The organism is Aureimonas sp. AU40 (assembly GCF_001463785.1).
Classification (GTDB): Bacteria; Pseudomonadota; Alphaproteobacteria; order Rhizobiales; family Rhizobiaceae; genus Aureimonas.
The window spans coordinates 48,310-71,518 of record NZ_BBWL01000018.1 but is presented as its reverse complement, the minus strand read 5'-3'; the positions used below and the strand labels follow the sequence as shown (position 1 = coordinate 71,518).

Annotated in this window: 24 protein-coding genes; 5 read left to right on the top strand and 19 right to left on the bottom strand. The window is 68.3% G+C overall.

Annotated elements, in window-relative coordinates; all coding sequences use genetic code 11:
- Window positions 1-140 precede the first annotated feature (140 nt).
- Window positions 141-977, bottom strand: a complete 837-nt coding sequence (locus tag AUL32_RS07005; protein ID WP_062113074.1) for an aldo/keto reductase — start codon at window positions 975-977, stop codon at window positions 141-143.
- Between the two features lie 134 nt (window positions 978-1,111).
- Between AUL32_RS07005 and AUL32_RS07000 the strand changes: the two genes are divergently transcribed.
- Window positions 1,112-1,495, top strand: coding sequence for a PRC-barrel domain-containing protein (locus tag AUL32_RS07000; RefSeq protein WP_244493287.1), 384 nt, complete (start codon window positions 1,112-1,114; stop codon window positions 1,493-1,495).
- Between the two features lie 74 nt (window positions 1,496-1,569).
- On the opposite strand, the gene clpB is transcribed toward AUL32_RS07000, so the two are convergent.
- From clpB to AUL32_RS06970, 6 genes are all read right to left on the bottom strand, one after another.
- Window positions 1,570-4,185, bottom strand: a complete 2,616-nt coding sequence (clpB, locus tag AUL32_RS06995) for an ATP-dependent chaperone ClpB (RefSeq protein WP_062113068.1) — start codon at window positions 4,183-4,185, stop codon at window positions 1,570-1,572.
- 247 nt (window positions 4,186-4,432) lie between these two features.
- Window positions 4,433-5,884, bottom strand: a complete 1,452-nt coding sequence (locus tag AUL32_RS06990) for a DUF4167 domain-containing protein (RefSeq protein ID WP_192847437.1) — start codon at window positions 5,882-5,884, stop codon at window positions 4,433-4,435.
- 389 nt (window positions 5,885-6,273) lie between these two features.
- Window positions 6,274-7,155 carry a peptide chain release factor N(5)-glutamine methyltransferase gene (gene prmC / locus AUL32_RS06985; RefSeq protein WP_062113115.1) on the bottom strand — a complete coding sequence of 294 codons (882 nt, stop codon included), beginning with the start codon at window positions 7,153-7,155 and terminating at the stop codon, window positions 6,274-6,276.
- 23 nt (window positions 7,156-7,178) lie between these two features.
- Complete coding sequence (prfA, locus tag AUL32_RS06980) at window positions 7,179-8,252, bottom strand: peptide chain release factor 1 (protein WP_062113063.1); 1,074 nt, start codon at window positions 8,250-8,252, stop codon at window positions 7,179-7,181.
- A gap of 78 nt (window positions 8,253-8,330) precedes the next feature.
- Window positions 8,331-10,598: a phosphoenolpyruvate--protein phosphotransferase gene (gene ptsP / locus AUL32_RS06975; protein WP_062113060.1), complete on the bottom strand. Its 2,268-nt coding sequence runs from the start codon at window positions 10,596-10,598 to the stop codon at window positions 8,331-8,333.
- A 91-nt stretch (window positions 10,599-10,689) separates the two neighbouring features.
- The gene (locus AUL32_RS06970; protein ID WP_061977121.1) at window positions 10,690-11,943 is read right to left on the bottom strand and encodes an aspartate kinase; all 1,254 of its coding nucleotides are present in this window, start codon (window positions 11,941-11,943) and stop codon (window positions 10,690-10,692) included.
- A gap of 239 nt (window positions 11,944-12,182) precedes the next feature.
- On the opposite strand from AUL32_RS06970, the gene ubiG reads away from it, so the two are divergent.
- From ubiG to AUL32_RS06955, 3 genes are all read left to right on the top strand, one after another.
- Window positions 12,183-12,929: a bifunctional 2-polyprenyl-6-hydroxyphenol methylase/3-demethylubiquinol 3-O-methyltransferase UbiG gene (gene ubiG, locus AUL32_RS06965; protein ID WP_062113057.1), complete on the top strand. Its 747-nt coding sequence runs from the start codon at window positions 12,183-12,185 to the stop codon at window positions 12,927-12,929.
- A 149-nt stretch (window positions 12,930-13,078) separates the two neighbouring features.
- Window positions 13,079-13,555 (top strand): hypothetical protein, encoded by a 477-nt coding sequence (locus AUL32_RS06960; protein ID WP_156421351.1) that lies wholly within the window; start codon window positions 13,079-13,081, stop codon window positions 13,553-13,555.
- Window positions 13,556-13,823: 268 nt separating this feature from the next.
- Complete coding sequence (locus tag AUL32_RS06955; RefSeq protein WP_061977127.1) at window positions 13,824-14,306, top strand: Dps family protein; 483 nt, start codon at window positions 13,824-13,826, stop codon at window positions 14,304-14,306.
- A gap of 99 nt (window positions 14,307-14,405) precedes the next feature.
- On the opposite strand, the gene AUL32_RS06950 is transcribed toward AUL32_RS06955, so the two are convergent.
- From AUL32_RS06950 to AUL32_RS06925, 6 genes are read right to left on the bottom strand one after another with little or no spacing between them, the layout of a single operon-like run.
- On the bottom strand, window positions 14,406-14,687 hold the full coding sequence (locus tag AUL32_RS06950) for a DUF1289 domain-containing protein (protein ID WP_061977129.1): 282 nt from the start codon (window positions 14,685-14,687) through the stop codon (window positions 14,406-14,408).
- Between the two features lie 39 nt (window positions 14,688-14,726).
- The gene (locus AUL32_RS06945) at window positions 14,727-15,047 is read right to left on the bottom strand and encodes a DUF1289 domain-containing protein (RefSeq protein WP_062113052.1); all 321 of its coding nucleotides are present in this window, start codon (window positions 15,045-15,047) and stop codon (window positions 14,727-14,729) included.
- Between the two features lie 4 nt (window positions 15,048-15,051).
- A complete protein-coding gene (locus tag AUL32_RS06940; RefSeq protein WP_062113049.1) occupies window positions 15,052-15,498 on the bottom strand; it encodes a DUF1178 family protein in 447 nt (148 codons plus the stop codon).
- Window positions 15,495-16,406 carry a carbon-nitrogen hydrolase family protein gene (locus AUL32_RS06935; protein WP_062113046.1) on the bottom strand — a complete coding sequence of 304 codons (912 nt, stop codon included), beginning with the start codon at window positions 16,404-16,406 and terminating at the stop codon, window positions 15,495-15,497. Before AUL32_RS06935 ends, AUL32_RS06940 begins: the two co-directional genes overlap by 4 nt.
- A 13-nt stretch (window positions 16,407-16,419) precedes the next feature.
- Window positions 16,420-16,677, bottom strand: coding sequence for a glutaredoxin 3 (gene grxC / locus AUL32_RS06930; protein WP_062113043.1), 258 nt, complete (start codon window positions 16,675-16,677; stop codon window positions 16,420-16,422).
- Window positions 16,678-16,726: 49 nt separating this feature from the next.
- The gene (locus tag AUL32_RS06925) at window positions 16,727-17,473 is read right to left on the bottom strand and encodes a ComF family protein (RefSeq protein WP_062113040.1); all 747 of its coding nucleotides are present in this window, start codon (window positions 17,471-17,473) and stop codon (window positions 16,727-16,729) included.
- Window positions 17,474-17,688: 215 nt separating this feature from the next.
- On the opposite strand from AUL32_RS06925, the gene AUL32_RS06920 reads away from it, so the two are divergent.
- Window positions 17,689-18,576, top strand: a complete 888-nt coding sequence (locus tag AUL32_RS06920) for a methyltransferase domain-containing protein (RefSeq protein WP_062113038.1) — start codon at window positions 17,689-17,691, stop codon at window positions 18,574-18,576.
- 21 nt (window positions 18,577-18,597) lie between these two features.
- Here the strand turns inward: AUL32_RS06920 and AUL32_RS24465 are convergent, their stop codons facing one another.
- The 6 genes from AUL32_RS24465 to AUL32_RS06895 form a co-directional block, all read right to left on the bottom strand.
- Window positions 18,598-18,789, bottom strand: coding sequence for a Flp family type IVb pilin (locus AUL32_RS24465; protein WP_244497696.1), 192 nt, complete (start codon window positions 18,787-18,789; stop codon window positions 18,598-18,600).
- Window positions 18,786-19,064: a hypothetical protein gene (locus AUL32_RS06915; RefSeq protein ID WP_148640102.1), complete on the bottom strand. Its 279-nt coding sequence runs from the start codon at window positions 19,062-19,064 to the stop codon at window positions 18,786-18,788. Before AUL32_RS06915 ends, AUL32_RS24465 begins: the two co-directional genes overlap by 4 nt.
- 267 nt (window positions 19,065-19,331) lie before the next feature.
- Window positions 19,332-19,739 (bottom strand): 8-oxo-dGTP diphosphatase MutT, encoded by a 408-nt coding sequence (mutT, locus tag AUL32_RS06910; protein ID WP_062113035.1) that lies wholly within the window; start codon window positions 19,737-19,739, stop codon window positions 19,332-19,334.
- 25 nt (window positions 19,740-19,764) lie between these two features.
- Window positions 19,765-20,553 (bottom strand): GNAT family N-acetyltransferase, encoded by a 789-nt coding sequence (locus AUL32_RS06905; protein ID WP_062113033.1) that lies wholly within the window; start codon window positions 20,551-20,553, stop codon window positions 19,765-19,767.
- Window positions 20,534-21,766 carry a bifunctional glutamate N-acetyltransferase/amino-acid acetyltransferase ArgJ gene (argJ, locus tag AUL32_RS06900; RefSeq protein ID WP_062113031.1) on the bottom strand — a complete coding sequence of 411 codons (1,233 nt, stop codon included), beginning with the start codon at window positions 21,764-21,766 and terminating at the stop codon, window positions 20,534-20,536. The genes AUL32_RS06905 and argJ overlap by 20 nt, the downstream gene beginning before the upstream one ends.
- A gap of 174 nt (window positions 21,767-21,940) precedes the next feature.
- Complete coding sequence (locus AUL32_RS06895) at window positions 21,941-22,969, bottom strand: peptidylprolyl isomerase (RefSeq protein WP_062113029.1); 1,029 nt, start codon at window positions 22,967-22,969, stop codon at window positions 21,941-21,943.
- Window positions 22,970-23,209: the final 240 nt, after the last annotated feature.

Genomic DNA, 23,209 nt, shown 5'->3' with positions numbered 1-23,209 from the left:
CCCTACACTGGCGCGAGGATGGTTAACGAGCCGTGAACGGACCCGGCCACCCGCCTTCGATCCCTTCCCGCCCGTTTTCGGCCGCTCAGGCGGCGCTACAGCCTGTGGGCGACGGGTCCGCCGGAAATGAGGCGGAGCGCTCAGATCATCGCGAGCGGCATCTTGCGCTCGGGCGGCGGAAAGGCCTCGTCCAGAAGCGCCCAGTCCTCGGCGTCGAGGCGGATGTCGGCGGCCTCGGCGTTTTCCTCGACATGGGCGAGCGTTCCCGCCTTGGGGATCGACAGAACGCCGGGCCAGCGCAGCGTATAGGCGAGCGCGATCTGCGCCGGGGTCTTGTCGTGCCGCTCGGCGACTTCGCGCAGTTCCGGCCGGCGCAGGAGCGCCCCGCCCTGGCCGATCGGCGAATAGGCCATAGGCGCCACGATGCGCTCGTCCAGCCAGGGCAGGAGATCGAATTCCGGGCCGCGATGGTCGAGATTGAGGAGGATCTGGTTCACGGCGCAGGCCCGCCCGCCCTCCACCTCCATCAGCTCCTCCATGTCCGCGACGTCGAAATTCGACACGCCCCAGCGCAGGATCTTGCCGGCGTCGATCAGGTCCTCCATCGCCGCGACCGTCTCGCCCAGCGGAAAGCGGCCGCGCCAATGGAGGAGATAGAGGTCCAGCCGGTCGGTGCCGAGCCGGGCGAGGCTGGCCTCGCAGGCCGCCACCGTGCCCCGGCGCGAGGCGTGGCTGGGCGCCACCTTGGAAACGAGAAAAACATCGTCCCGCAGCCCTTCGATCGCCTCGCCGACCAACTCCTCGGAGGCGCCGTCGCCATAGATCTCGGCCGTGTCGATCAGGGTCATGCCGAGTTCGATCCCGCGCCGGAGGGCGGCGACCTCCTCACCGTGGCGCGCGCCGGTCTCGCCCATCATCCAGGTCCCCTGCCCCAGCATCGGCACGCTCGTTCCGTCGGCCAGTTCCACGGTTCTCATGAGAATCGTCCTTTTGCGGCAGCTTTGGCCTGAACCTAAGGCTTCACGACCTTCTGAACACCCCGCTCCGGGAACGGCTCCCGCGCCGCAAGCGTTGTCTCGCCGAGAGTGATGGAACGCAAGGAGTTGCCAGGATGTCTTCGACAATGGGAACCGGACCGATCTCCGAGTTACAGGTCGGCGCCGACAACATCGAGGCGAGCCGGGTCAACGGCACGCGCGTCTACAACACAGACGGCGACAATCTCGGCCATATCTACGACGTCGTGATAGGCAAGCGGGACGGGCGCGTGAAATACGCGATCATGTCCTTCGGCGGATTTCTGGGCATCGGCGAGGACTACCACCCGATCCCGTGGGAAGTCCTGAAATATGACGAGCGCCAGGGCGGCTATGTCGTCGGCATCACGATCGACCAGTTGAAGAACGCGCCGCGCTACGCCGCCGACAGCGCGCCGGATTGGGTCGATCCCGCCTACGGCCGCCGCGTCGACGATTATTACGGCGTCTCGTACTGATCGAGCCGCATCGAATGCAAAAAAGGGGCGGCCCGCCGGGCCGCCCCTTTTCTTTTATCGCTCAGCCGACGAGGTCAGGCGGCGACGCGCTCACCGTTTTCGGCCGTCTTGGAGCCGACCACGTAGAAGTTCAGACGGTCGGTGCCGCCCGAGATCTTCACGCGGTCCTCGTCCTTGATCTGGCCGAGCAGGATGCGCTCGGCGAGCGGGTCCTGCACCTCGCGTTGGATCACGCGCTTCAAGGGGCGCGCGCCATAGGCGGGGTCGTAGCCGCGTTCGGACAGCCAGTCGCGCGCCGTCTCGTCCAGTTCCAGAACGATCTTGCGCTCTTCCAGCAGCTTCTCCAGGCGCTTCATCTGGATGTCGACGATCGCGCCCATGTCGGCCCGCTTCAAGCGGTGGAACAGGACGATCTCGTCGATGCGGTTCAGGAACTCCGGCCGGAATGCCGTGCGCACCACGTCCATCACCTGGCCGCGCACGCCGTCCACGTCCTCGTCGTCGCGAAGCGTGGTGAGATATTCCGAGCCGAGATTGGACGTCATGATGATCAGCGAGTTGCGGAAGTCCACCGTGCGGCCCTGCCCGTCGGTCAGCCGCCCGTCGTCCAGCACCTGAAGCAGGATGTTGAACACGTCGGGATGGGCCTTCTCGATCTCGTCGAACAGGATCACCTGATAAGGCCGCCGCCGAACCGCCTCGGTCAGGACGCCGCCCTCCTCGTAGCCGACATAGCCCGGAGGGGCGCCGATCAGCCGGGCCACGGAGTGCTTCTCCATGAACTCCGACATGTCGATGCGCACCATGGCCGTGTCCTCGTCGAAGAGGAAGGAGGCCAGCGCCTTGGTCAGCTCCGTCTTGCCGACGCCCGTCGGCCCGAGGAACATAAAGGAGCCGATCGGCCGGTTGGGGTCCTGCAGCCCGGCGCGGGCGCGCCGCACCGCCTTGGACACGGCCTGCACGGCCTCGCCCTGCCCGACGACGCGCTTGGCGATCGCGTCCTCCATCGACAGGAGCTTTTCGCGCTCGCCCTGCAGCATCCGGTCCACCGGAATGCCGGTCCAGCGGGAGACGACCTGCGCGACATGGTCGGCGGTCACCGTCTCCTCCACCATGGACACCTTGCCGTCGGCGGCCTCGGCCTCGGTCAGCTCGCGCTCCAGCTTCGGGATCTCGCCATAGGCGAGTTCGCCGGCACGCTGGTATTCGCCCTTACGCTGGGCGATGGCGAGGTCGTTGCGCGCCTCGTCCAACCGGCGCTTGAGATCGGCGGCAAGGCCGAGCTTCGATTTCTCGGCCTGCCAGCTGCTGGTGAGCCGGTCGGACTCCTCCTCCAGATTGGCAAGCTCGGCCTCCAGCCGCTCCAGTCGCGAGCGGGAGCCGTCGTCGTTCTCCTTCTTCAGCGCCTCGCGTTCTATCTTCAGCTGCACGACGCGCCGGTCGATCTCGTCTAGCGCCTCGGGCTTGGAATCCACCGCCATGCGCAGGCGCGCGGCGCCTTCGTCCACGAGGTCGATCGCCTTGTCCGGCAGGAAGCGGTCGGTGATGTAGCGGTTCGAGAACTGCGCGGCGGCCACCAGGGCGGAGTCCGAGATGCGCACCTTGTGGTGCTGCTCGTACTTCTCCTTCAAGCCGCGCAGGATGGAGATCGTGTCCTCGACCGTCGGCTCGGACACGAAGACCGGCTGGAACCGGCGGGCCAGCGCCGGGTCCTTCTCCACATGCTTGCGATACTCGTCCAGCGTGGTAGCGCCGACGCAGTGAAGCTCGCCGCGCGCGAGCGCAGGCTTCAGGAGGTTGGAGGCGTCCATCGCCCCATCCGCCTTGCCGGCGCCGACCAGCGTGTGCATCTCGTCGATGAAGAGGATGATGCCGCCTTCGGCCGCCGTCACCTCGGACAGGACGCTTTTCAGTCGCTCCTCGAACTCGCCGCGATATTTCGCGCCGGCGATCAAGGCGCCCATGTCGAGCGCCATCAGCTGCTTGTCGCGCAGGCTCTCCGGCACATCGCCGTTGACGAGGCGCAGCGCCAGACCTTCGGCGATCGCCGTCTTGCCGACGCCGGGCTCGCCGATCAGCACCGGGTTGTTCTTGGTGCGCCGGGACAAGACCTGGATTGTGCGGCGGATCTCGTCGTCGCGCCCGATCACGGGGTCGAGACGGCCCTCGCGCGCATCCTTGGTGAGGTCGCGGGCATATTTCTTCAAGGCGTCGTAGCCCTGCTCGGCGGAAGCCGAGTCGGCCGTGCGGCCCTTGCGCAGATCGTTGATCGCGGTGTTGAGCGCCTGCGGATTGACGCCCGCCTTGGCCAGGATCTCGGAGGTCTTGGCGCTCTTCTCCATGGCCAGCGCCAGGAGCAGGCGCTCGACGGTCACAAAGCTGTCGCCGGCCTTCTTGGCGATTTCCTCGGCCGTGGCAAAGACCTTGGCGGTGGGCGCGGCGAGATAGATCTGCCCGTTGCCGCCGGAAACGCGCGGCAGCGCATCCAGCGCCGCGTCGACGCCGAGCCGCACGTCCTTCGGCCGTCCGCCGGCTCGCTCGATCAGGCCCGAGGCCATGCCTTCGCTGTCGTCCACCAGGACTTTCAGCAGGTGCTCCGGCAGGAACTGCTGGTGATCGCGCGACAGCGCCATCGTCTGCGCCGCCTGCATGAAGCCGCGAACCCGCTCGGTGTAGCGTTCCATATCCATAAATCGGTCTCCTGTTCGGCGCTCCACCCGCCCTGCGGCATGGAGCCCGTCTCGTCAGAGTCGGCTGCCGTCCGGCCAGCCGCTACGTGGAAATATGGGGGCGGTTTTGCCCGATCAAAGAGGGTCGCTCGCCCGACACGAGGGCTCAAAGCCCAATTTTTTCACGCCGGCGTGAGCGGGACCGTCGACAAACGAAAAAGGCCCGGCGGGGTGCGCCGGGCCTTTCGATGCGGATGGGTCGTGCGGCTCAGCCGTGCGAGGCAAGCTCGAGATCGGAGGCACCGCCTTCGTTCTCACCGCCGTCTTCGCCCGCCTTCTTCTTGCGCGGACGGCCCGGCTTGCGCTTGGGCGCGCCATCGCCGGCATCCGACTCCGGCGCAGCCTCGGGGGCAGCGGCAGCGGGCGCTGCCACGACGGCCGGCGCGCGCGTGCGGCGCTTAGGCTCTTCGCTGGCTTCCGACGCGGGAGCCGTGGCGCCGACGGACGGCACCTCACCTTCGCCCGGCGCGGCTTCGCGGCGGGTGCGCGGGCGGCGGCGCTGCTCGGTGCCGGCGTCTTCGCCGATGGGGGCCGGAGCGGGGGCGGCGTAGGCCGGCTCGCTCTGCGTCACCACCGGGGCCGCAGGCATTTCGCGATGCTCGGCAGCGGGCGCCGACATCGGAGCAGGAGCCTGCTGAGCCGGCACAGGTGCCGGAGCCGCCTCGTTGGCGGCGACGGGCGCGGGCGTCTCTGCTCCGCCCTCGGGGCGGCGCTCGTCGATGCGGCCGAAGCGCTCTTCGAAGCGGCGCTCGCCCGAGCGATCGTTGTTGAAGCGCGGCCGGTCCCGGTCGCGGTCGCGGCGGTTCTCGCGGCGCTCGTTGCGGTCGCCGCGCTGGCCCTGATCGTTGCGCTGACCCTGACCTTCGGGACGCGGCGCGTCGCCGGTCTGCGCGGCGCGGGGCTCTTCGCCCTCGGCCAAGAAGGGCTGCGGTCCGACGCCGGCCGGCGAATTCTGCCGGTCGCGATTGTTGTCGCGGGCGCCGTTGTTGTCGTTGCGGTCGCGGTTGAAGTTGCGCTCGCCACGCTCGCCCCGGAATTCGCGGCGCTCGCCCCGATCGTTCCGGTTGTCGCGCTGACCACCCTCGCGATTGGAATTGTCGCGGTTCTGGTTATCGCGGTTCTGGCCGTCGCGATTGAAATTCTCGCGGTTGCCTTCGCGGCTGCCATTGTCGCGGTTCTGACCGTCGCGGTTCTGGTAATCCCGGTTCTGGCCGTCGCGATTGGAATTGTCGCGCGCCTGGTAGTCCCGGTTCTGATGGTCCCGGTTCGGGCGCTCGCCGTTCTGGCCGCTATAGGGCTGCGGGTTGAAGCGGTCGCCCTGCTGGGGCGCGCCCTCGCTGGAGCCGCCCTCTTCCATCTCGTCGTCGTACTCGTCGAAATCGCGCTCGGGCAGCGAGGGCTGGAACTGGCCCATCGCGGCGGCGACGATGCGTCCGTAATGCTCGGCGTGCTGGAGGTAGTTCTCGGCCATCACCCGATCGCCGGAGGCCGAGGCGTCGCGGGCCAGGGTCGTGTACTTGTCGGCGATGTGCTGGGCGGTGCCGCGAATCTTGACGTCGGGACCATTCGACTCGAAGGAGCGGGACAGGGGATTGGGGCCTTTACGCCCGTTGCGCCCGCGCATCCGCTGCTGCTTGTTCTGCTGCTGTCCTGGCCTCATGAGCTTCCTGTCGTTTGGATAGCCGGCTCTCAAGCCACTTGGGCTCGCCGGGTGGGCTCCATGGCGCGAATGCACGCTCGGCGGCTTCGCTCGGGTCTTTTTTCGGAGTCTGCCGGGCGAACGCTCGGGTTCGGCCTGCATCGCTCATCTGGGAAGTGTGCTGTCCATTGCGGCGATCCCCTTCGCCGCGTTGACGGACGGGACGGAGCTTCCTCGAGCGTCCCGTCTTCGGCTGGGTTCCTGTGACCCGGCCGATCGTAGGGGACGTCCCCCTCGATCATTCCGTCTATCCAAGACTTTAGTAGTGTTGCTTAAGCCGTCCCACAAGAGGGCTTGCGGTTATCCCCGTCAAGTTCACGCCAGTTTCGCGCTTTTTCCCGCGTTTTTTCTTAAAGAACGTCGCCTTGAAACCACAGCGCGCGGGGTGTGCCGCTCAAATCCGCAGAGGTTCGCCGCCAGGAAAATCCGCCTGCTTCGTTCAAGATTCGCACGTCGCTCTCCTGCCCGATTCCGATTTCGAGGAGAAGATCGCCGCCCGGCGCCAGGCAGCGGCGCGCGCCGTCCGCCAGGGCGCGATAGGCGTCGAGCCCATCCACGCCCCCGTCCAGCGCCAGCCGTGGGTCGTGCTCGCGCACGCCCCGGTCCAGCGTCTCGATGTCCCGGCTCGGAATATAGGGCGGGTTGCTGACCACGGCGTCGAGCGAGCCGGGCGAGAGCGAAGCGAGATAGTCGCCCCGAAGCGGCAGGAAGCGATCCGCCACGCCCGCCGCCCGCGCATTGCTCCAAGCCGTCCGCAGCGCGCCTTCCGACAGGTCGATCGCCACGCAGCGGCTCAGGGGAAACAGCGCCAGGAGCGATACGGCGATGGCGCCCGTGCCGACGCCGACATCGGCGAACAGGAGGGCATCCCGCTGCTTGGCACGAAACGCCTCCGCCGCGAGTTCCACGAGGATTTCCGTGTCGGGCCGGGGCTCCAGCGTTTCTCGCGAGAGCTGGAACTCGTGTTCGAAGAAGAAGCGGCGGCCGAGAATGCGCCCCACCGGCTCGCCGGCGAGCCTGCGCGCCGTGCGCTGGCTCAGAAGCGCGGCCTTCGCGGGGTCGGCCGCCTCGCCCTCGCGCAGGATCAGCCCGGCGGCGTCGAGGCCGAACGTGTCGCAAAGGAGCAGCCGCGCGTCGAGATCGGGCGTCTCGACCCCGGCCTCGCGCAGGTGCCGGCGGAGCGCGCGATGCAGCGCGCCGATCGTCTCGCCCGATGCGATGCCGCCTGTCATGGCCTGATCCATCATAGGCGGGGTCAGGCGCCCATGGCGGCGAGGCGCGCGGCCTGATCGTCCGCCACCAGCGCGTCCACCAGCTCGTCCATCTCGCCCTCGATCACCCGGTCGAGCTTGTAGAGCGTCAGGTTGATGCGGTGGTCGGTGACGCGCCCCTGCGGGAAATTGTAGGTGCGGATGCGCTCGGACCGGTCGCCCGAGCCGACCTGCGCCTTGCGGTCGGCCGAGCGCTCGGCGTCGATGCGCGAGCGCTCCATGTCGAACAGGCGCGCGCGCAGAACCTGCATGGCGCGGGCGCGGTTCTGGTGCTGCGACTTTTCCGAGGAGGTCACGACGATGCCCGTCGGCAGATGGGTGATGCGCACGGCCGAGTCGGTCGTGTTCACATGCTGGCCGCCCGCGCCGGAGGAGCGCATCGTGTCGATGCGGATGTCCTCGTTGCGGATGTCGATATCCACCTCCTCGGCCTCGGGCAGCACGGCGACGGTCGCGGCCGAGGTGTGGATGCGCCCCTGCGATTCGGTGGCCGGCACGCGCTGCACGCGGTGGACGCCCGACTCGAACTTCAGCCGCGAGAAGACGCCGACGCCCTTCACCGAGGCGACGACTTCGCGATAGCCGCCCGCCTCGCCCTCGGAGGCTTCCAGCACCTCGACCTTCCAGCCGCGCCCGTCGGCATAGCGCTGGTACATGCGGAAGAGGTCACCCGCGAAGAGACCGGCCTCCGAGCCGCCGGTGCCGGCGCGGATTTCGAGAATGGCGCCCTTGGCGTCGGCCGCGTCCTTGGGCAGAAGCAGGATCAGAAGTTCGCCCGACAGCGTTTCCAGCCGCGCCTCGACATCGCCGATCTCGCTGGCGGCCAAGTCGCGCATCTCGCGGTCGGACGCCGGATCGCTCAACATGCCCTTCAGGTCGGCCAGCTCCTGCTCAGCGGCGCGATAGGTGCGGATACCGGCGACCACGTCCTCCAGGCTCGACCATTCCGTGGCGAGCCTCGCATAGGTCTCGTGGTCGGGGCCAGACGCCATCTCGCCCTGCAGCTGGTCGGCCCGCCGCAGGATTTCCGTCATGGTGCTTTCGGGAAGAATGGCCATTCGTCGCCTTCGAGTGGGGCCGCGCGCAGCGACCCGATCGAGGACGGGAGGCTGGCGACGCGCGGTCCGTGCCTGCGCTCAGCAGGGGATGGAATTTTCCGCCGCGAACTCCTCGAGAAGCTGACGGAAGGTCTGCTTCGGGTGCTTGTCAGCGAGATGCGTGGAGATCCGGCGGTGCAGCTCGTCCGTGTCGAGCTCCACCAGCATGGCCTTCACCGGCCCGATCGAGGCCGAGGTCATGGAGATGGACCGGAAGCCGAGCCCGATCAAGGCCATGGCCGAGATCGGACGGCCCGCCATCTCGCCGCAAAGCGTGACCGAGACGGAGTTGCGCCGGGCGGCGTCGAGAATGTCGCGCAGGGCACGCATGAAGGGCGTCGACAGATCGTCGAAGCGCCCGGCGATCTGCGCGTTGCCCCGGTCCACCGCCGAGAAGAACTGGAACAGGTCGTTGGAGCCGATCGAAACGAAGTCGACCAGCTGCATCAGCTCGTCCAGCTGATAAAGCAGCGAGGGCACCTCGATCATGGCACCGAGCTTCAACCGGCGCGGCATGACATGGCCGAAGCGGGTGAGATGCTTGAACTCGCGCGAAATGAGATCGCGCGCCTGACGAAGCTCGCTGAGGTCGGTCACCATCGGGAACATGACGCGCAGCTCGCGCCCGCCCGCCGCCTTGAGCAGCGCGCGAAGCTGGGTGCGCATCAGGCCCGGCCGGTCGAGCGCCAGACGCAGGGCGCGGTAGCCGAGCGCCGGGTTCTCCTCCGGCGACTGGTGGAGATAGGGCAGCACCTTATCGCCGCCGATGTCGAGCGTGCGGAAGGTCACGGGCTTGCCGTTGGCCGCGTCCAGAACCGAGGAGTAGAGCCGCTCCTGGTCGCTGGTCTTGGGCATGGTCGAGGCGATCATGAACTGAAGCTCGGTGCGGAACAGGCCGATGCCCGCCGCGCCCGCCGCTTCCAGCTGCGGTAGATCGACCAGAAGACCGGCATTCATCAGGAGATCGACATCCACGCCGTCCCGCGTGCGGGCCGGCACGTCGCGCAGCGCGAGATAGCGCTGTTGGCGCTTGGCGCGGAACTTCACGCGCTCGGCGAACACGCTCTCGATGTCGGAGGCCGGGCGCAGATGGACGCTGCCCTCCTCGCCGTCGACGATGATGGCGTCGCCCTTTTCCGACATGGAGACGGCGCCCTTGGCCTGCCCGACCACGGGAATGCCGAGCGCGCGCGCGACGATCACCACATGGCTGGTCGGCGCGCCTTCCTCCAGAACGAGGCCGCGGATCTGGTCGCGCCGGTAGTCGAGGAGTTCCGCCGCGCCCATGGAGCGCGCCACGATCACCGCGTCGCCCGACGCGCCTTCAGCGAACATGTCGCCCGAGCGGCCCATCAGCTCGCGAAGCAGGCGATTGGCCAGATCGTCGAAATCGTGCAGCCGCTCACGGAGATAGGGATCGGTCATGTGCATCATGCGCGCGCGCATGTCGTTCTGCACCTTTTCCACCGAGGCCTCGGCGGTCAGGCCGTTGCGCACGGCCTCTTCCAGCCGCCGCACCCAGCCGCGATCATGGGCGAACATGCGATAGGCCTCGAGCACGGCGCGGTGCTCGCCCTCGGCCGCCATATCGCGCCGGGACAGCATGTCCTCGATCGAGATGCGAAGGTTGGACACGGCGCGGTCGAGGCGCGAGACCTCGGCCTCGGCATCCTCGTTGAAGAGATTGGTGACGACGACACGCGGCTCATGCAGCACGACATGACCGAGGCCGATCCCGTCAGCGAGCGCGATGCCCTTGAAATGGACCGGGCGCGAAAGGTCGAGCACGACGCCCGGCCGAGACAGGCCTTCCAGACTGCCGGCCGCGATCATCTCGGCGACCACCATGGCGACGGTTTCGAGCGCCTCGGTCTCCTCGTCGCGGTAGGTGCGCTTTTCCTTGTTCTGCACCACGAGCACGCCCAGCGTGCGCCCGGCGCGCAGGATCGGCACGCCGAGGAAGGAGGTGAAGATCTCCTCGCCGGTCTCCGGCAGATAGGTGAAGGCGGGGTGCTTCTGCGCGTCCTGCAGGTTCAGGGCGCGAGCCGTGGCGGCGATGGTGCCGACGAGCCCTTCCCCCAGGCGCAGCTGCGCCAGATGCACAGAGCCTGGGTTGAGGCCCTCGGTGGCGTAGAGTTCCAGAACGCCGTCCGCCCGCAGCACGTAGAGCGAGCAGACTTCGGCCACCATATTGGCGCCGATCTGACGAACGATCTCGTCGAGCCGGGCCTGTGGCTCCAGCGGCTCGGCCATGAGTTCCCTGATCCGACGCATCAACATGCGCGGTCCCGAGGAGTCGCTTCGCATCAGAGGCGTCTTCCGTCAGCGATGGGCCTTCCGAACCGGACCGTTCCGCTTCGGACGAGGGGGCGGGCGCCCACAGCGGGCGCCCCAGGGATCAAGCTTTGTCGAGACCGTAGACGGAATGCAAGCTCCGCACGGCGAGCTCGGTGTATTCGCCGTCGATCAGGATGGAGATCTTGATCTCCGACGTGGTGATGGCGCGGATGTTGATGCCGCGCGCCGCCAGCGCCTTGAAGGCCGTGGCGGCAACGCCGGTGTGCGAGCGCATGCCGATGCCGATCACCGAGACCTTGGTCATGCCGCGCTCGGACTGCACCACGTCGAAGCGCATCTCGTTCTTGGCGGCCTCGATCACCTGCATGGCCTTGGCGAGGTCGCCGGCGGGAACCGTGAAGGTCATGTCGGTACGCGTGCCGTCTTCCGAGACGTTCTGCACGATCATGTCGACATTGACGCCCGCGTCGGCGAGCGGGCCGAAGATGGCGGCGGCGACGCCCGGCTGGTCCTCGACGCGGCGCAGCGAGATCTGCGCCTCATCCTTGGCGTAGGCGATGCCGGTGACGACCTGCTGTTCCACGATTTCATCCTCGTCGCAAATGAGTGTGCCGGGCGGGTTCAGGAAATCGCCCATGCCCGGCGCGTCCGGGTCCTCGAAGGAGGAGCGCACGAAGGTGCGCACCTTGTGGACCATGGCGAGCTCCACCGAGCGCACCTGAAGCACCTTGGCGCCGAGCGAGGCCATTTCGAGCATTTCCTCGAAGGACACGCGGGCCATGCGCCGAGCCTTGGGCTCGATGCGCGGATCGGTCGTGTAGACGCCGTCCACGTCCGTATAGATATCGCAGCGGTCGGCCTTCAGGCCCGCAGCGATGGCCACCGCCGACGTGTCGGAGCCGCCGCGCCCGAGCGTGGCGATGCGATTGTCGGGCGCCAGACCCTGGAAACCGGCGATCACCGCCACCTGCCCCTCGGCGAAGCGGCGCACGATCTCCGAGCCATCGATCTCCTGGATGCGCGCGGCGCCATGGGTGCCATCGGTGCGGATCGGGATCTGCCAGCCCTGCCAGGAGCGGGCGTTGATGCCCATGTTCTGCAGCGTGATCGCCAGAAGGCCCGCCGTCACCTGCTCTCCGCTGGCCACCACGGCGTCGTATTCGCGCGCGTCGTGCAGCGAGGAGGCCTCGGTGCACCAGCCGACCAGCTCGTTGGTCTTGCCCGACATGGCCGACACGACAACGGCCACCTGATGACCCGCGTCGACTTCGCGTTTCACATGGCGGGCGACGTTGCGGATCCGGGCGATGTCGGCGACGGAGGTGCCGCCGAATTTGAGTACGAGACGCGCCATGAAACCATCGTGCCAGCATGGGCCGCCATCGCGAGAAAAGCGCGAGGTTGGCCCGCAAGATAAAGAAACGCCGGCCGGCGGCGTGTTCCCTTGAATGAAGCGAAGAAGCCGAGGCAGGCGCGCCGAGTTAACCGAACCGGCGCGGTTTCGCAAGCAGAGTGCCGCCCGGCGCCGCGCTTGACATTCGCAGGCCGGGCGGAACATGCGAAAGGACGAGACTGGGCGTATCGGAGAGAAGCATGGCGGACGCAGCGCGGCAGACCACGGTGGACGCGGGCGAGGTGGAACGCTTCTCGCGCCTGTCGGCCGAATGGTGGAACCCGACCGGCAAGTTCAAGCCGCTGCACAAGTTCAATCCGGTGCGGCTCGGCTATCTGCGCGAGCAGATCGCCATGAACTACGGGCGCGACCTCAACTCGCTGACGCCCTTCACCGGCCTTCGCATGCTCGACATCGGCTGCGGCGGCGGGTTGATCTGCGAGCCGCTGGCGCGGCTGGGCGCCGAGGTTCTGGGCGCCGACGCCTCCGCCACCAATATCGAGGTCGCCCGGCTCCACGCCGCGCAGAGCGGCCTCACGATCGACTACCGCGCCGAACCGGCCGAGGCGCTGGACGCGGCGGGCGAGCGCTTCGACGTCGTGCTGGCGCTGGAAGTGGTGGAGCACGTCTCGGACGTCGATCTGTTCCTGCGCTCGGCCGCGCGCATGGTGAAGCCGGGCGGCCTTCTCTTCGTCGCCACGATCAACCGCACGATGAAGGCCATGGCCTTCGCCATCGTCGGGGCGGAATACGTGCTGGGCTGGCTGCCCAAGGGCACGCATCAATATTCCAAGCTGGTGCGCCCGGAGGAAATCCGCCGCCCGGTCGAGGCCGAGGGGCTCGGCTTCATCGACGAAACGGGCGTCGTCTACCACCCCTTGGCCGACGACTGGCGCCGCTCGCGCGACATGGACGTGAACTACATGATGCTGGCGCGCCGGGCCTGAGGCGCCGCGCAAACACGCGCCCGCAACCCAGCAAATGCCTCTTCCGATCCAGCGGAAGCTCTGATAGAGAATGCTTCCGTTTGCAGTCAGGTTTTGTCGCATGGGTCCGCCCGTGCGCCGCAGAGCCCGCCACGAAGGCAGAGCGATCGATGTCAGCCCTTGCGATGCGGTTCCACCCGGAGCGTGACGAGACCCGGGTTCTGGCCTTCCCGCGCTGCCCTACGGCGGAGCGGGTCGCCGCCGCGCGCGAGCTTACGCCCGAACAAAGGCTGGATCTGGAGCGCCTGCGCTGGTTGGCGCTACGCTCTCAGTTGGCGCCCAAGTCCGATCTGGAGCGCGCCTGCTACGTTCTGGCCGGCCAGCCCACAGCTTCGCTCGACCGCTACGCCACGGCTTTCTTCCGGGCCCTGTGCGATCAGGCGACGTCGGAAATGACGGTCTACCGCCCCGGCGCCGCCGAGGTCAGCGACGACGAATGTTGGCTGCTTCGCCTCGTCAGCGCCTGGCGCACCGGACAGGAGGCCGCTGCCGGCGCGCTCGTGTCCTGGCGCGTGCGCCCGCCGGCCCGGCGCTGGATGCGCTTTCTCTCGCACGGCATGGTCCGCGCGCTCGACGCGGCGGCCTGATCCGGCCATGCGACCCGAACCGGCTCCGCTCCGCCGCCGGTTCTCCGCCGACCGCGCTTCCGCGCCCGTCGTCTTCCCTTCATCTCCCTACCTCAAGAACCGGACTGCTCCGCAAGGGCGGCCCTGGAAACAGCCTTCTCCATCTCGCAGTTTAGAATGATTCAAAAGTGGCTTGAAATCGGAGCGGCGCGAGGCTAGTTTAGAACCATTCCAGACGAGCCGATGCCGTCTGCCCCGAATCACAATGCCCCACCCGAAGGAGAATCCCATGGGTTTCGTTGCCGCCAAGATCGAGCCGAGCGCCAAGGAAGACATCGTCAACGGCCTGACGCAGGCTCTTGCCGAGACTGCCGTCGAGACGCTCAAGGCGCAGAACTTCCACTGGAACGTCACGGGCATGAGCTTCGGCGCGCTCCATGAGCTGTTCCAGGAGATGTACGAGGATCACTTCGAGGCGCAGGACCTTCTCGCCGAGCGCATCAAGGCGTTCGACGCCCATGCCGAAGGCCGCTACTCCCTCTATCTCGAGCGCTCCGCCGTGCCTGAGCACGACGGCCGCACCGACGCCAAGACCATGGTCGAAGTCCTGATGAAGGACCAGGAGACCCTGTCCTCGACGCTTTCGGCTCTGGCGCAGGTCGCCGAGCAGCATGGCGACTGGGCGACCAACGACATGGCCACCGGCCGCATCGAGAAGCACGACAAGTTCGCGTGGATGCTCCGCGCTCACCTCAAGACCACTGCCGCCTGATCGGCAGTCCGCCTCGACACATGAAAAAGCCCGCCGGAGCGATCCGGCGGGCTTTTTCGTTCGGGGTCGAGTGCGGACAGCGGAGCGAGGCGGCTTCGGTCAGGCCGCGCCTTCCTCTTCGTCCAGCGGGCAGGGCACGCCTTCCCGCTCGCATTTACGCCGATAGGCGATGGCCCAGAAGGCGGGGTTCTTGTGCTCGGAGCGCAAGCGCTCCATCAGACCGTCGAAGAAACCCTTCTTCGCCTCGGCGCTGCCCGAGCGCGGGAAGGAATCCTTCTCCATCTTCGTCATCATGCAGCCGACGCAGCGTCCAGCCCGCTTGTACTTGCAGACATCGACGCAGGGGCTCGGCGCGTCGGCCCAGATTGGGGAAACCGTCATTGGGTGGGATCGCCTGAGAGAACGTGACTTTTCCCTGAGCTAGGCCGCCTCGGGCACCTTGTCGAGGGTGCGCTCGGTCGCGGCTGGGCTCCCCTCCAGCTTGTCGAGGGGACAAGGCCGGTCCTTCTTCGCGCAGCGCCGGCGGTACATGCGCGACCAGTAGCCGAGCCGGCTGGAGCCTTCCAGCCGCGCCACCAGAAGCGTCAGGAACCCCTTCTTCTCGGCTTTGCCGCCGAGCTTCTTGAAGCGCTTCTTTTCCGGCTTGGTCATGCCGCAGCCGATGCAATGGCCGTTGTCGCGAAACTTGCAGACGGAGATGCAGGGTGAAGGGGCCTTCGCCCAGGTCTTGGATTTGGCCATCGCGTCAGTTCTTGTCCTCGGGCAGCGGCGGCAGCGGAATGGCGGCGATGCCCTCCTCCAGGAGAGCGTGGACGTCGCGGTTCGACGCCTCGCCGTAGATCTGCCGCTCCTCGACCTCGCCATAATGAATGCGCCGCGCTTCGTCGGCAAATCCCGCGCCGACATAGTCGGCCTTGGCGCGAACCTCGCGTGCCATCTCCTGCAGGCGAGAAACCATCTCGGCCATTTCGGGCGGCGCGCCGACCATGGCCGTGCCCTCCCGCAGCGGCGCGACGGCGCGCTCGGAGGTCGAGACCGCCGGTCGCATCAAGGCCTTCGCCACATCGGCCGAGCCACAGATGGGGCATTCCAGCAGGCCGCGCGCGGCCTGGGCCTCGAAATCGGTGCCCGAGCGAAACCAGCCGTCGAACCCGTGCCCAGCCGGCTCGCAGCGCAGCGAATAGTGGATCATGCCTGCGCCAAACCCTTGTGCGGCGCCTGCGCCAAGTCTTCACGCGGCGCATCGGCGAAGTCCGCGCGCGGATCGGGCGCCTCGAAGCGGCGGCGGTTCTTGAGATTGGGAACCTTGGCGCGGATCTCCGCGACGCGCGCCGTGTCGATCTCGGCCAGGGCCACGCCCGGCTCGTCGCCCGCCACTTCCGCCAGCACCTTGCCCCACGGGTCGATGGCGATCGAATGACCGAAGGTCTCGCGCCCGTCCTCGTGCAAGCCCCCCTGCGCCGCCGCCAGCATGAAGCAATTGTTCTCGATGGCGCGGGCGCGCAGCAGGATGTGCCAATGCGCCTCGCCCGTCTGGCGGGTGAAGGCGGCGGGCGCGGTCAGGATCTCGGCGCCGGCCAGCGCCTCGGCGCGGAACAGTTCGGGAAAGCGCATGTCGTAGCAGACGGCAAAACCCAGCCGCGCCGCCCCGCCGTTCACCGCGATATCGGCCACGCCCGCCCGCACGCCGGGCTGGTAGGTCGCCGATTCCCGCCAGCTTTCGCCGCCGTCGAGATCGACGTCGAACATGTGGATCTTGTCGTAGGTCTCCAGCGTCTCGCCATCCGGCCCGAACAGGAAGGCACGGTTGGCCGCCATGCCGCCCAGTGCCGCCACGGCGGTGGAGCCCAGATGCAGCGTGATCGCATGCCGGCGCGCGAGCGCCCGCGCGGCGGCCACCACGGGGTCCGCTTCGGCGGGCTTCAGATGGGCGCGAAACGCCGCCTTGTCGCGGCATAGGATGCCGGTCATCTCAGGCGTCTGGACGTAATGCGCGCCGCGCGACACGGCCTCGCCGACCAGGCGCTCCATGGTCTCGGCGTTGCGGGCCGGGTCGATCCCGGAGCGCATCTGAACGAGCGCGGCCTTGAACACCGTCATGGCGCGAGCCTCCTCAGGCGGCCAGCAGCGGATCGAGCTTGCCCGCCCGGTCCAGCGCGTAGAGATCGTCGCAGCCGCCGACATGCGTTTCGCCGATGAAGATCTGCGGGAAGGTCGAGCGGCCTGGGGCGCGCTGCATCATTTCCTGGCGGAAGGCCGGGTCCACCGTCGCGTCCTTCTCCTCGAAGGCGACGCCTTTGGACAACAGAAGCTGCTTGGCGCGCGCGCAGTAGCCGCAGAGCTGGCGGGTGTAGATCGTGACGGGGGGCATGGAGCGTCCTCGAGCAGACAGACAGGCAAATCGACCATCCCATATGCGGTCAAGCGCGCCCGGCTGCAACCCTTGCGAAGACGAGCACATCGACCTCCCGCGCCCCGGCGCGCTTGAGCGCGCGCACCGCGCTCGACACCGTGGCGCCCGTGGTGAACACGTCGTCCACCAGAAGCACCCGTCGCCCGCTCACCGCGCCCACCTCCCGCGCCGGCACCTCGAAGGCGCCGCGCACATTGGCGAGCCGCTCGGCTGGGCCGAGGCCGACCTGCGAGCGGGTGCGCCGGGTGCGACGAAGCGCCATGGGGGCGAAGGGCGGATGGCCGCTCGCCAACAGTCGGGCGAGCTCCGCCGACTGGTTGAAGCGCCTGCGGAACAGGCGCGTGCGGTGAAGCGGAACGGGCACGATCACCTCGGCATCGGCCAGAAGCTCCGCCCCCGCCCGCCGCATCCAGCCGGCCATGAGCGGGGTGAGGTCGGTGCGGTCGCCATATTTGAGGCGCGAAACGAGCCGGGCGGCCAGATCCTCGTAGATCACGGCGGCGCGCAGACGCGCGAAGGCCGGCGGCTCGGCGATCGCCTCCGCCGACAGGAAGCCCTTGCCGAGATCGAAGGAGAAGGGCAGGCCCAGTGCCTCGCAATAGGGACGCTCGATGAAGCGCATGCCGCGCCAACAGATCGGGCACAGCGCCGCCGCCTCGCCCACCGCCACGCCGCAGCCCGGGCACACTGGCGGATAAAGAAAGCGCGTGAGGGAGCGCTGCACCAGCGTCCAACCCCGCAACATCGGCACCATGGCCTTTCTCCCTCCCCTGCCCGCCGGCCCACGTCTTCGCCGACGATCGCCGCCCCTGACAGGCCGCGCTGCGCACCTCGCCGCGCCCGGCCTGGAAATTCCGTTCGCCTTCCGGCCCAAACTCCACGATATAGCCCCTGCGGCCGGCTACAAGGCCGATGATCCCCCCTGCCGCGCGAGGCCTCCCGCGCGGCGCCGCTTGCCGAGGCTTTTCCATGACCGAAGCCGCTGCCGCTCCGTTCGACCGGTCCCTTCTCGATCAGCGCCGCCTGCGCGCCCATAAGAACGCAGAGCCGGGCGCGGACTTTCTGCTCCAGGCCGTGGCCGAGGAGCTGGTGGACCGATTGTCGCTGGTGCAGCGCCGCTTCGCGATCGGCGTCGATCTTGCCGGCCATGGCGGCCAGCTTGCCGCGCGCCTAGTGGCGGGCGGTCAGGTCGAACGCCTCGTTCGGGTGGAGCGCGACGCGCGCTTTCTCCGCGCCGGGGAGGAAGGGATCGTGGCGGACGAAGAGGCACTGCCGCTGGGCGACGAGAGCGTCGATCTCGTGGTGTCGGCCCTCTCGCTCCATCTCACCAACGACACGCCGGGCGCTCTCGTGCAGATCCGCCGCGCGCTGAAGCCCGACGGCCTGTTTCTCGCCGCGCTGCTCGGCGGCGAAACGCTGAACGAGCTGCGCTCCAGCCTGCTCGCGGCGGAGGCCGAGCTGATGGGCGGCGCGTCGCCCCGCGTCGCGCCCTTCGCCGATCTGCGGGAGGCCGGCGCGTTGCTCCAGCGCACGGGTTTCGCCCTGCCGGTGATCGACCAAGACCGGCTGACGGTGCGCTACGACACGCTGTTCCACCTGATGCGCGACCTGCGCGCCATGGGCATGACCAACATGCTGCGGGCGCGCTCGCGCCGCCCGGTGAGCCGGCGCCTGTTTCTCAAGGCGGCGGAAATCTATGCCGAGCGCTTCGCCGACCCGGACGGCCGCCTGCGCGCCACTTTCGACATCGTCTATCTCTCCGGCTGGCGGCCGCACGACAGCCAGCAGAAGCCCTTGAAGCCCGGCAGCGCGCAGATGAGCCTCGCGGAAGCGCTGCGTCCCAAGGCCGAGGGATAGGGGGCCCGGTCGGAGCGAGGCCTATTCGGACGCGAGGGCGGTGCTGATCTTGGCGAAGACGCCGTCCATCATGCCGCCGATCGACTGGCCCGTGGCCGACACGCCGCCGATGATGGCCATGGCGATCAAGGACGCAAGCAGAGCGTATTCGATCGCCGTCGTGCCCCGGACATCGCCCATGCCGCGCCGGATGCGGCGCCCCAGGGCGCTCAACACGCCCCCCGCTGCGAACCGTCGGGGAAGTGCAGGCACGGGCCGATCTGCGAGGGCGCGGCCGGGCCACCCATGGCGAAGGAGAAGCCCGACGGCTTGACCGAGCCGGTCATGGTCATGTCGATGCCGTCGCCGCTCAGGCTGCGCTCGGAGCGCGGCGAGAAACCGACGACCACCGCGAGCACCAGCGGGCCGAGAAGAAGCGTCGCTCGCAGCAGCGCGGACGCCACGCCCCCTTGGCGGCGGCTTCGACGTTTGATGCGGGATCGGGTCATGCGGCCCTCCGGGCGAATGCGGCCAAGTCTTCCCCTCAGCATCGCTCAAGAGGGGTAAAGCGCGCTTTAAGCCCTATGCTTAACGCCCGAAGCTCCGTCGGATTAAGAGCGTCTAACAAAATCTCTGGGCGGAGGATGGTCGAGGGATTTTCGTCGGGGACGAGGAGCGAAGCTTAAGTGATGCCGGGCTCAGGGCCAAGCATTCGCGACGACGTCCACGGCGAAAAGACTAAGGCCAGCTGACCCCACGAGGTTTTGTTAGGTGCTCTAAAGCAGCTCCTCCAGGAACGGGATCAGCGGCAGGTCGGCCGGCGGCATGGGATAGGCGCGAAGATCGGCCGCACGCACCCATTGGATCCGCTGCCCCTCCAAACCCTGCGGAATACCCTCGAAGCGGCGGCAGACATAGAGCGGCATCAGGAGGTGGAAGCCCTCGTAGTTGTGGCTGGCGAAGGTCAGCGGTGCCAAGCAGTCGGCCTTGGTCTCGACGCCGATCTCCTCGCGCAGTTCGCGGATCAGCGTCTCTTCCGGCGTCTCGCCCGGCTCGACCTTGCCGCCGGGAAACTCCCAGAGACCGGCAAGGCTCTTGCCCTCCGGCCGTTCGGTCAAAAGGATGCGGTTGTCGGCGTCGAGAAGCGCGCAGGCCGCGACGAGGAGAAGGCGGGGCGTCGGCATGGCGGCTGCGCTTTCGAACGGAGAATCAGACAGTGACGCCCGGCGGGGCGCGGTAGACGTAGCGATAGGCTTCGCGGAAACCGAGGCGGCGGTAAAGCGCCAGGCCGGCCGCATTGTCGGCCTCGACCTGCAGCCAGCCCGTGCGCGCGCCGCGATGAACGGTGTGGCGCAGCGCCGTGACCACGAGATCGCGCCCGAGCCCCTGGCCGCGCGCGGCGGGCACCACGGCGACGTCCAGAATCCCGGCGAGATCGTTGTCGGTGATGGCGAGGGCGACGGCGGTCGGCGCGCCGGCCTCGCTCTCCACCACGAAGAAGGCAGCAGGCGGGCGAATGGCGCCGAGCACGGCCTCCAGCCCCGGGCGCAGGGCCGCCGGGCGCTCATGAACGGCGAGCGAGGCTTCGAGATAGCGCTGCCCGTCGTGGATCGGGATGCGATCGATCCCGGCGCTGAGATCGATCTCAGACAGATCGGCGGTGTAGACGAGCGACTCCCCGAAGCGCGACCAGCCGGCCGCGTCGAGATGGGCGGCGAGCTTGGGCGAGCAGAGCGGCGACTGGCGAAACAGGAGCGGCCGGCCGACCTCGGCGAAGCGCAACCGCGCCGCCTCGATGCGCGCCTCGATATCGGCGTCGTCCGAACGGTCGAGCGGGTTCACCGAGTTCAGCCGCTTGGCCGGGAAGCTCGTCGTCAGGCGCACCGCCCAAGTGCCGTCGAAAAAGGTCGAGGAGGCCGGCCATGCCCGAAAGCCCGCCGCCTCGAGGCGACGGACCACGGACAGGCTCGCCGGCGCGTCAGCTCCGATAGTCGCCATTGATCGCGACATACTCCTTGGTGAGGTCGCAGCTATAGACCGTCCAGCGCCCGTCCCCGAGCCCCAGTTCGACGCGGATGGCGATCTCGTCCTTCCGCATCTCGGCGGAGGCGACGGCCTCCTCGTAAGCCGGGTCGCGCTCGCCCTCGACGGCGACGCGCACGTCGCCGAAGGAGATCGCCAGCTTGTCGCGCTCGGCCGGCTCGCCGGCTTTGCCGACCGCCATGACGACGCGGCCCCAATTGGCGTCCTCGCCGGCCACCGCCGTCTTCACCAGCGGCGAATTGGCGATCGACAGCGCGATGCACTTGGCCGAGCGATCGTCCACCGCGCCGGACACGGTGACCTGAATCTCCTTGCGCGCGCCCTCGCCGTCGCGCGCCACCTGTCGCGCGAGGTCTAGGAGCACGGCGTTCAGCGCCTCGCGGAAGGGCTGGAGACGCGGATCGGCAGCGTCGGTCACCTGCGGATTGCCGGCCTTGCCGGTGGCGAAGAGAAGCAGCGTGTCGGAGGTGGACGTGTCGGAATCCACCGTCACCGAATTGAAGCTCGGGCCGACGGCCTCGGTCAGGAGCGTCTGGAGAACGGCGGGCGAAATCGCCGCGTCGGTGGCCAGAAACGAGAGCATGGTCGCCATGTCGGGCGCGATCATTCCCGCGCCCTTGGCGATGCCGTTCAGCGTCACTTGGGCCTCGCCCAGCGCGACGGTGCGGGTCGCGACCTTGGGATAGGTGTCCGTGGTCATGATGGCGTTGGCCGCCTCGCGCCACAGCGCGCCGTCGACGCCGGCGACGAGCGCCGGCACCTGCGCGTTGATCTTGGCCGGGTCCAGCGGCTCGCCGATCACGCCCGTGGAGGCGAGAAAGACCTCGTCCGGACGGCAGCCCAGCGCCTCGGCCATCGACTGGGCCGTGGCCTCGCAGGTGGCAAGGCCCTTCTTGCCGGTGAAGGCGTTGGCATTGCCCGAATTCACCAGAAGCGCGCGGGCCGTGCCAGCCTTCAAAGCGGCGCGGCAATGATCCACCGGCGCGGAGGGGCATTTCGACGTCGTGAACACCCCGGCGACGCTCGTTCCCTCCTCGAAGCGCATCAGGAGGAGATCGGTGCGGTTCTTGTACTTGATGCCGGCTTCGGCGGTCGCGATGGCGACGCCGGGAACCGTGGGCATGTCGGGATAGGAGGTCGGCGCGAGCGGCGAAACGGCGGTGGCCATGTCTGTTCCCTCTTGGGAGGATGGGGCGAACGGGCGCTTCCTGCCCGATGCGTCTTCGCGCCGCAAGGGCCGGCGCCGTGTTGGCCCGCATCAGGCAACGAAAACGCCCGCGACGGATCGCGGGCGCAAGGATTGGAGAGCTGGGCGGCGCGGGGAATGCGCCGCGCTTGAAGCTCAGTTGGCGGTGGCGGGCGCCGGGGCGGGCTCGGCGGCCTGATCGGCCTCGTCGGCGGCCGCTTCCGGGTCGCTTCCGGCCTTGCCGGACATGGCCTTTTCCATCGCCTCGACCTGGCCCTTCAGCGCCGGGTCGACATAGCTCACCTTCTCTTCCTCGCGGGCGGCCTGCACCATGGCGATGTACTTCTCGCGCATGACGATCTGGCGCACCTGATCCTTCACCTCGTCGAAGGCTGGGGGCTGCTGCTTGCGCTTTTCCAGGACCTTGATGACATGCCAGCCGAACTGCGTCTGGATCGGCTCCTTGGTGTAGGAGCCCGGCTCCAGCTTGAAGGCCGCCTCCTCGAAGGCCGGCACCATCTGGCCGGGGCCGAAGAAGCCGAGATCGCCGCCCTGCGGGCCGGTCGGGCCGGTGGACTTCTCCGCCGCCACGGCATCGAAATCCTTGCCGGCGTCGAGTTCCTTGATCGCCGCCTCGGCCTCTTCCTTGGTGGGAACGAGGATGTGCTTGGCGTGGATCTCCTCCACCGGCTTCATCGATGCGACCTCGGCGTCGTAGCGCGCCTTGAGCTCGACGTCGGTGATGGCCGAGATACCGTTCTTCTCGAAATAGGCGTTGTGCAGCGCGCGCTCGCGCAGGAAGGCGATGCGGCGGGCGACGTCGGGTTCGTCGCCCAGCTTGGCGGCCTCGGCCTTCTCGGCCAGCGCCTTGATGTCGATCAGGGCCGAGAGCACGGCGAGGCGCTGCTGCTCGGGCGGCAGCTGGCCGAACTGGCCGGCGAGATCGGCCGAGGCGGCCTGAAGATCGGCCTCGGTGATCTCCTGCGAGCCGACCTTGGCGAGCACCGTCTCGGGCGGGATCGGGGCGGGCGCGGGGGCCGCCGCGGGGGCTGCCGCAGCGCCTGCCGCGGGCGCGGGGGCCGGCGCGGGCGTGTCCTGTGCGAAGGCGGGCGCGGCGAAGGCGAGCGAGGCGGAAAGCAGGGCGAGGCCGGAGGCGGCGCGCCGGAAGCGGGTCAGGGACGGCATGGCTTGAATGAGCCTTTCAAGAAAGCGGCGCCCGACGAAGACGAATCGCGAAGCACGGCAGGGTCTATCCCATAGCGCAAAGAAGGGGCTTTGCGGTGTTTTGAGGGCCGCCGCGCGCCGGGGCGCGGCGTTGACATCGATCAGGTGCCCTCTTATCTCTCGCACGTTTTAGAAGTCCAGCCGCCTTCATCCTGGCTGCATCCGTCGGATGCTGTGGCCGATGCCGGCCATCGGCGGCGG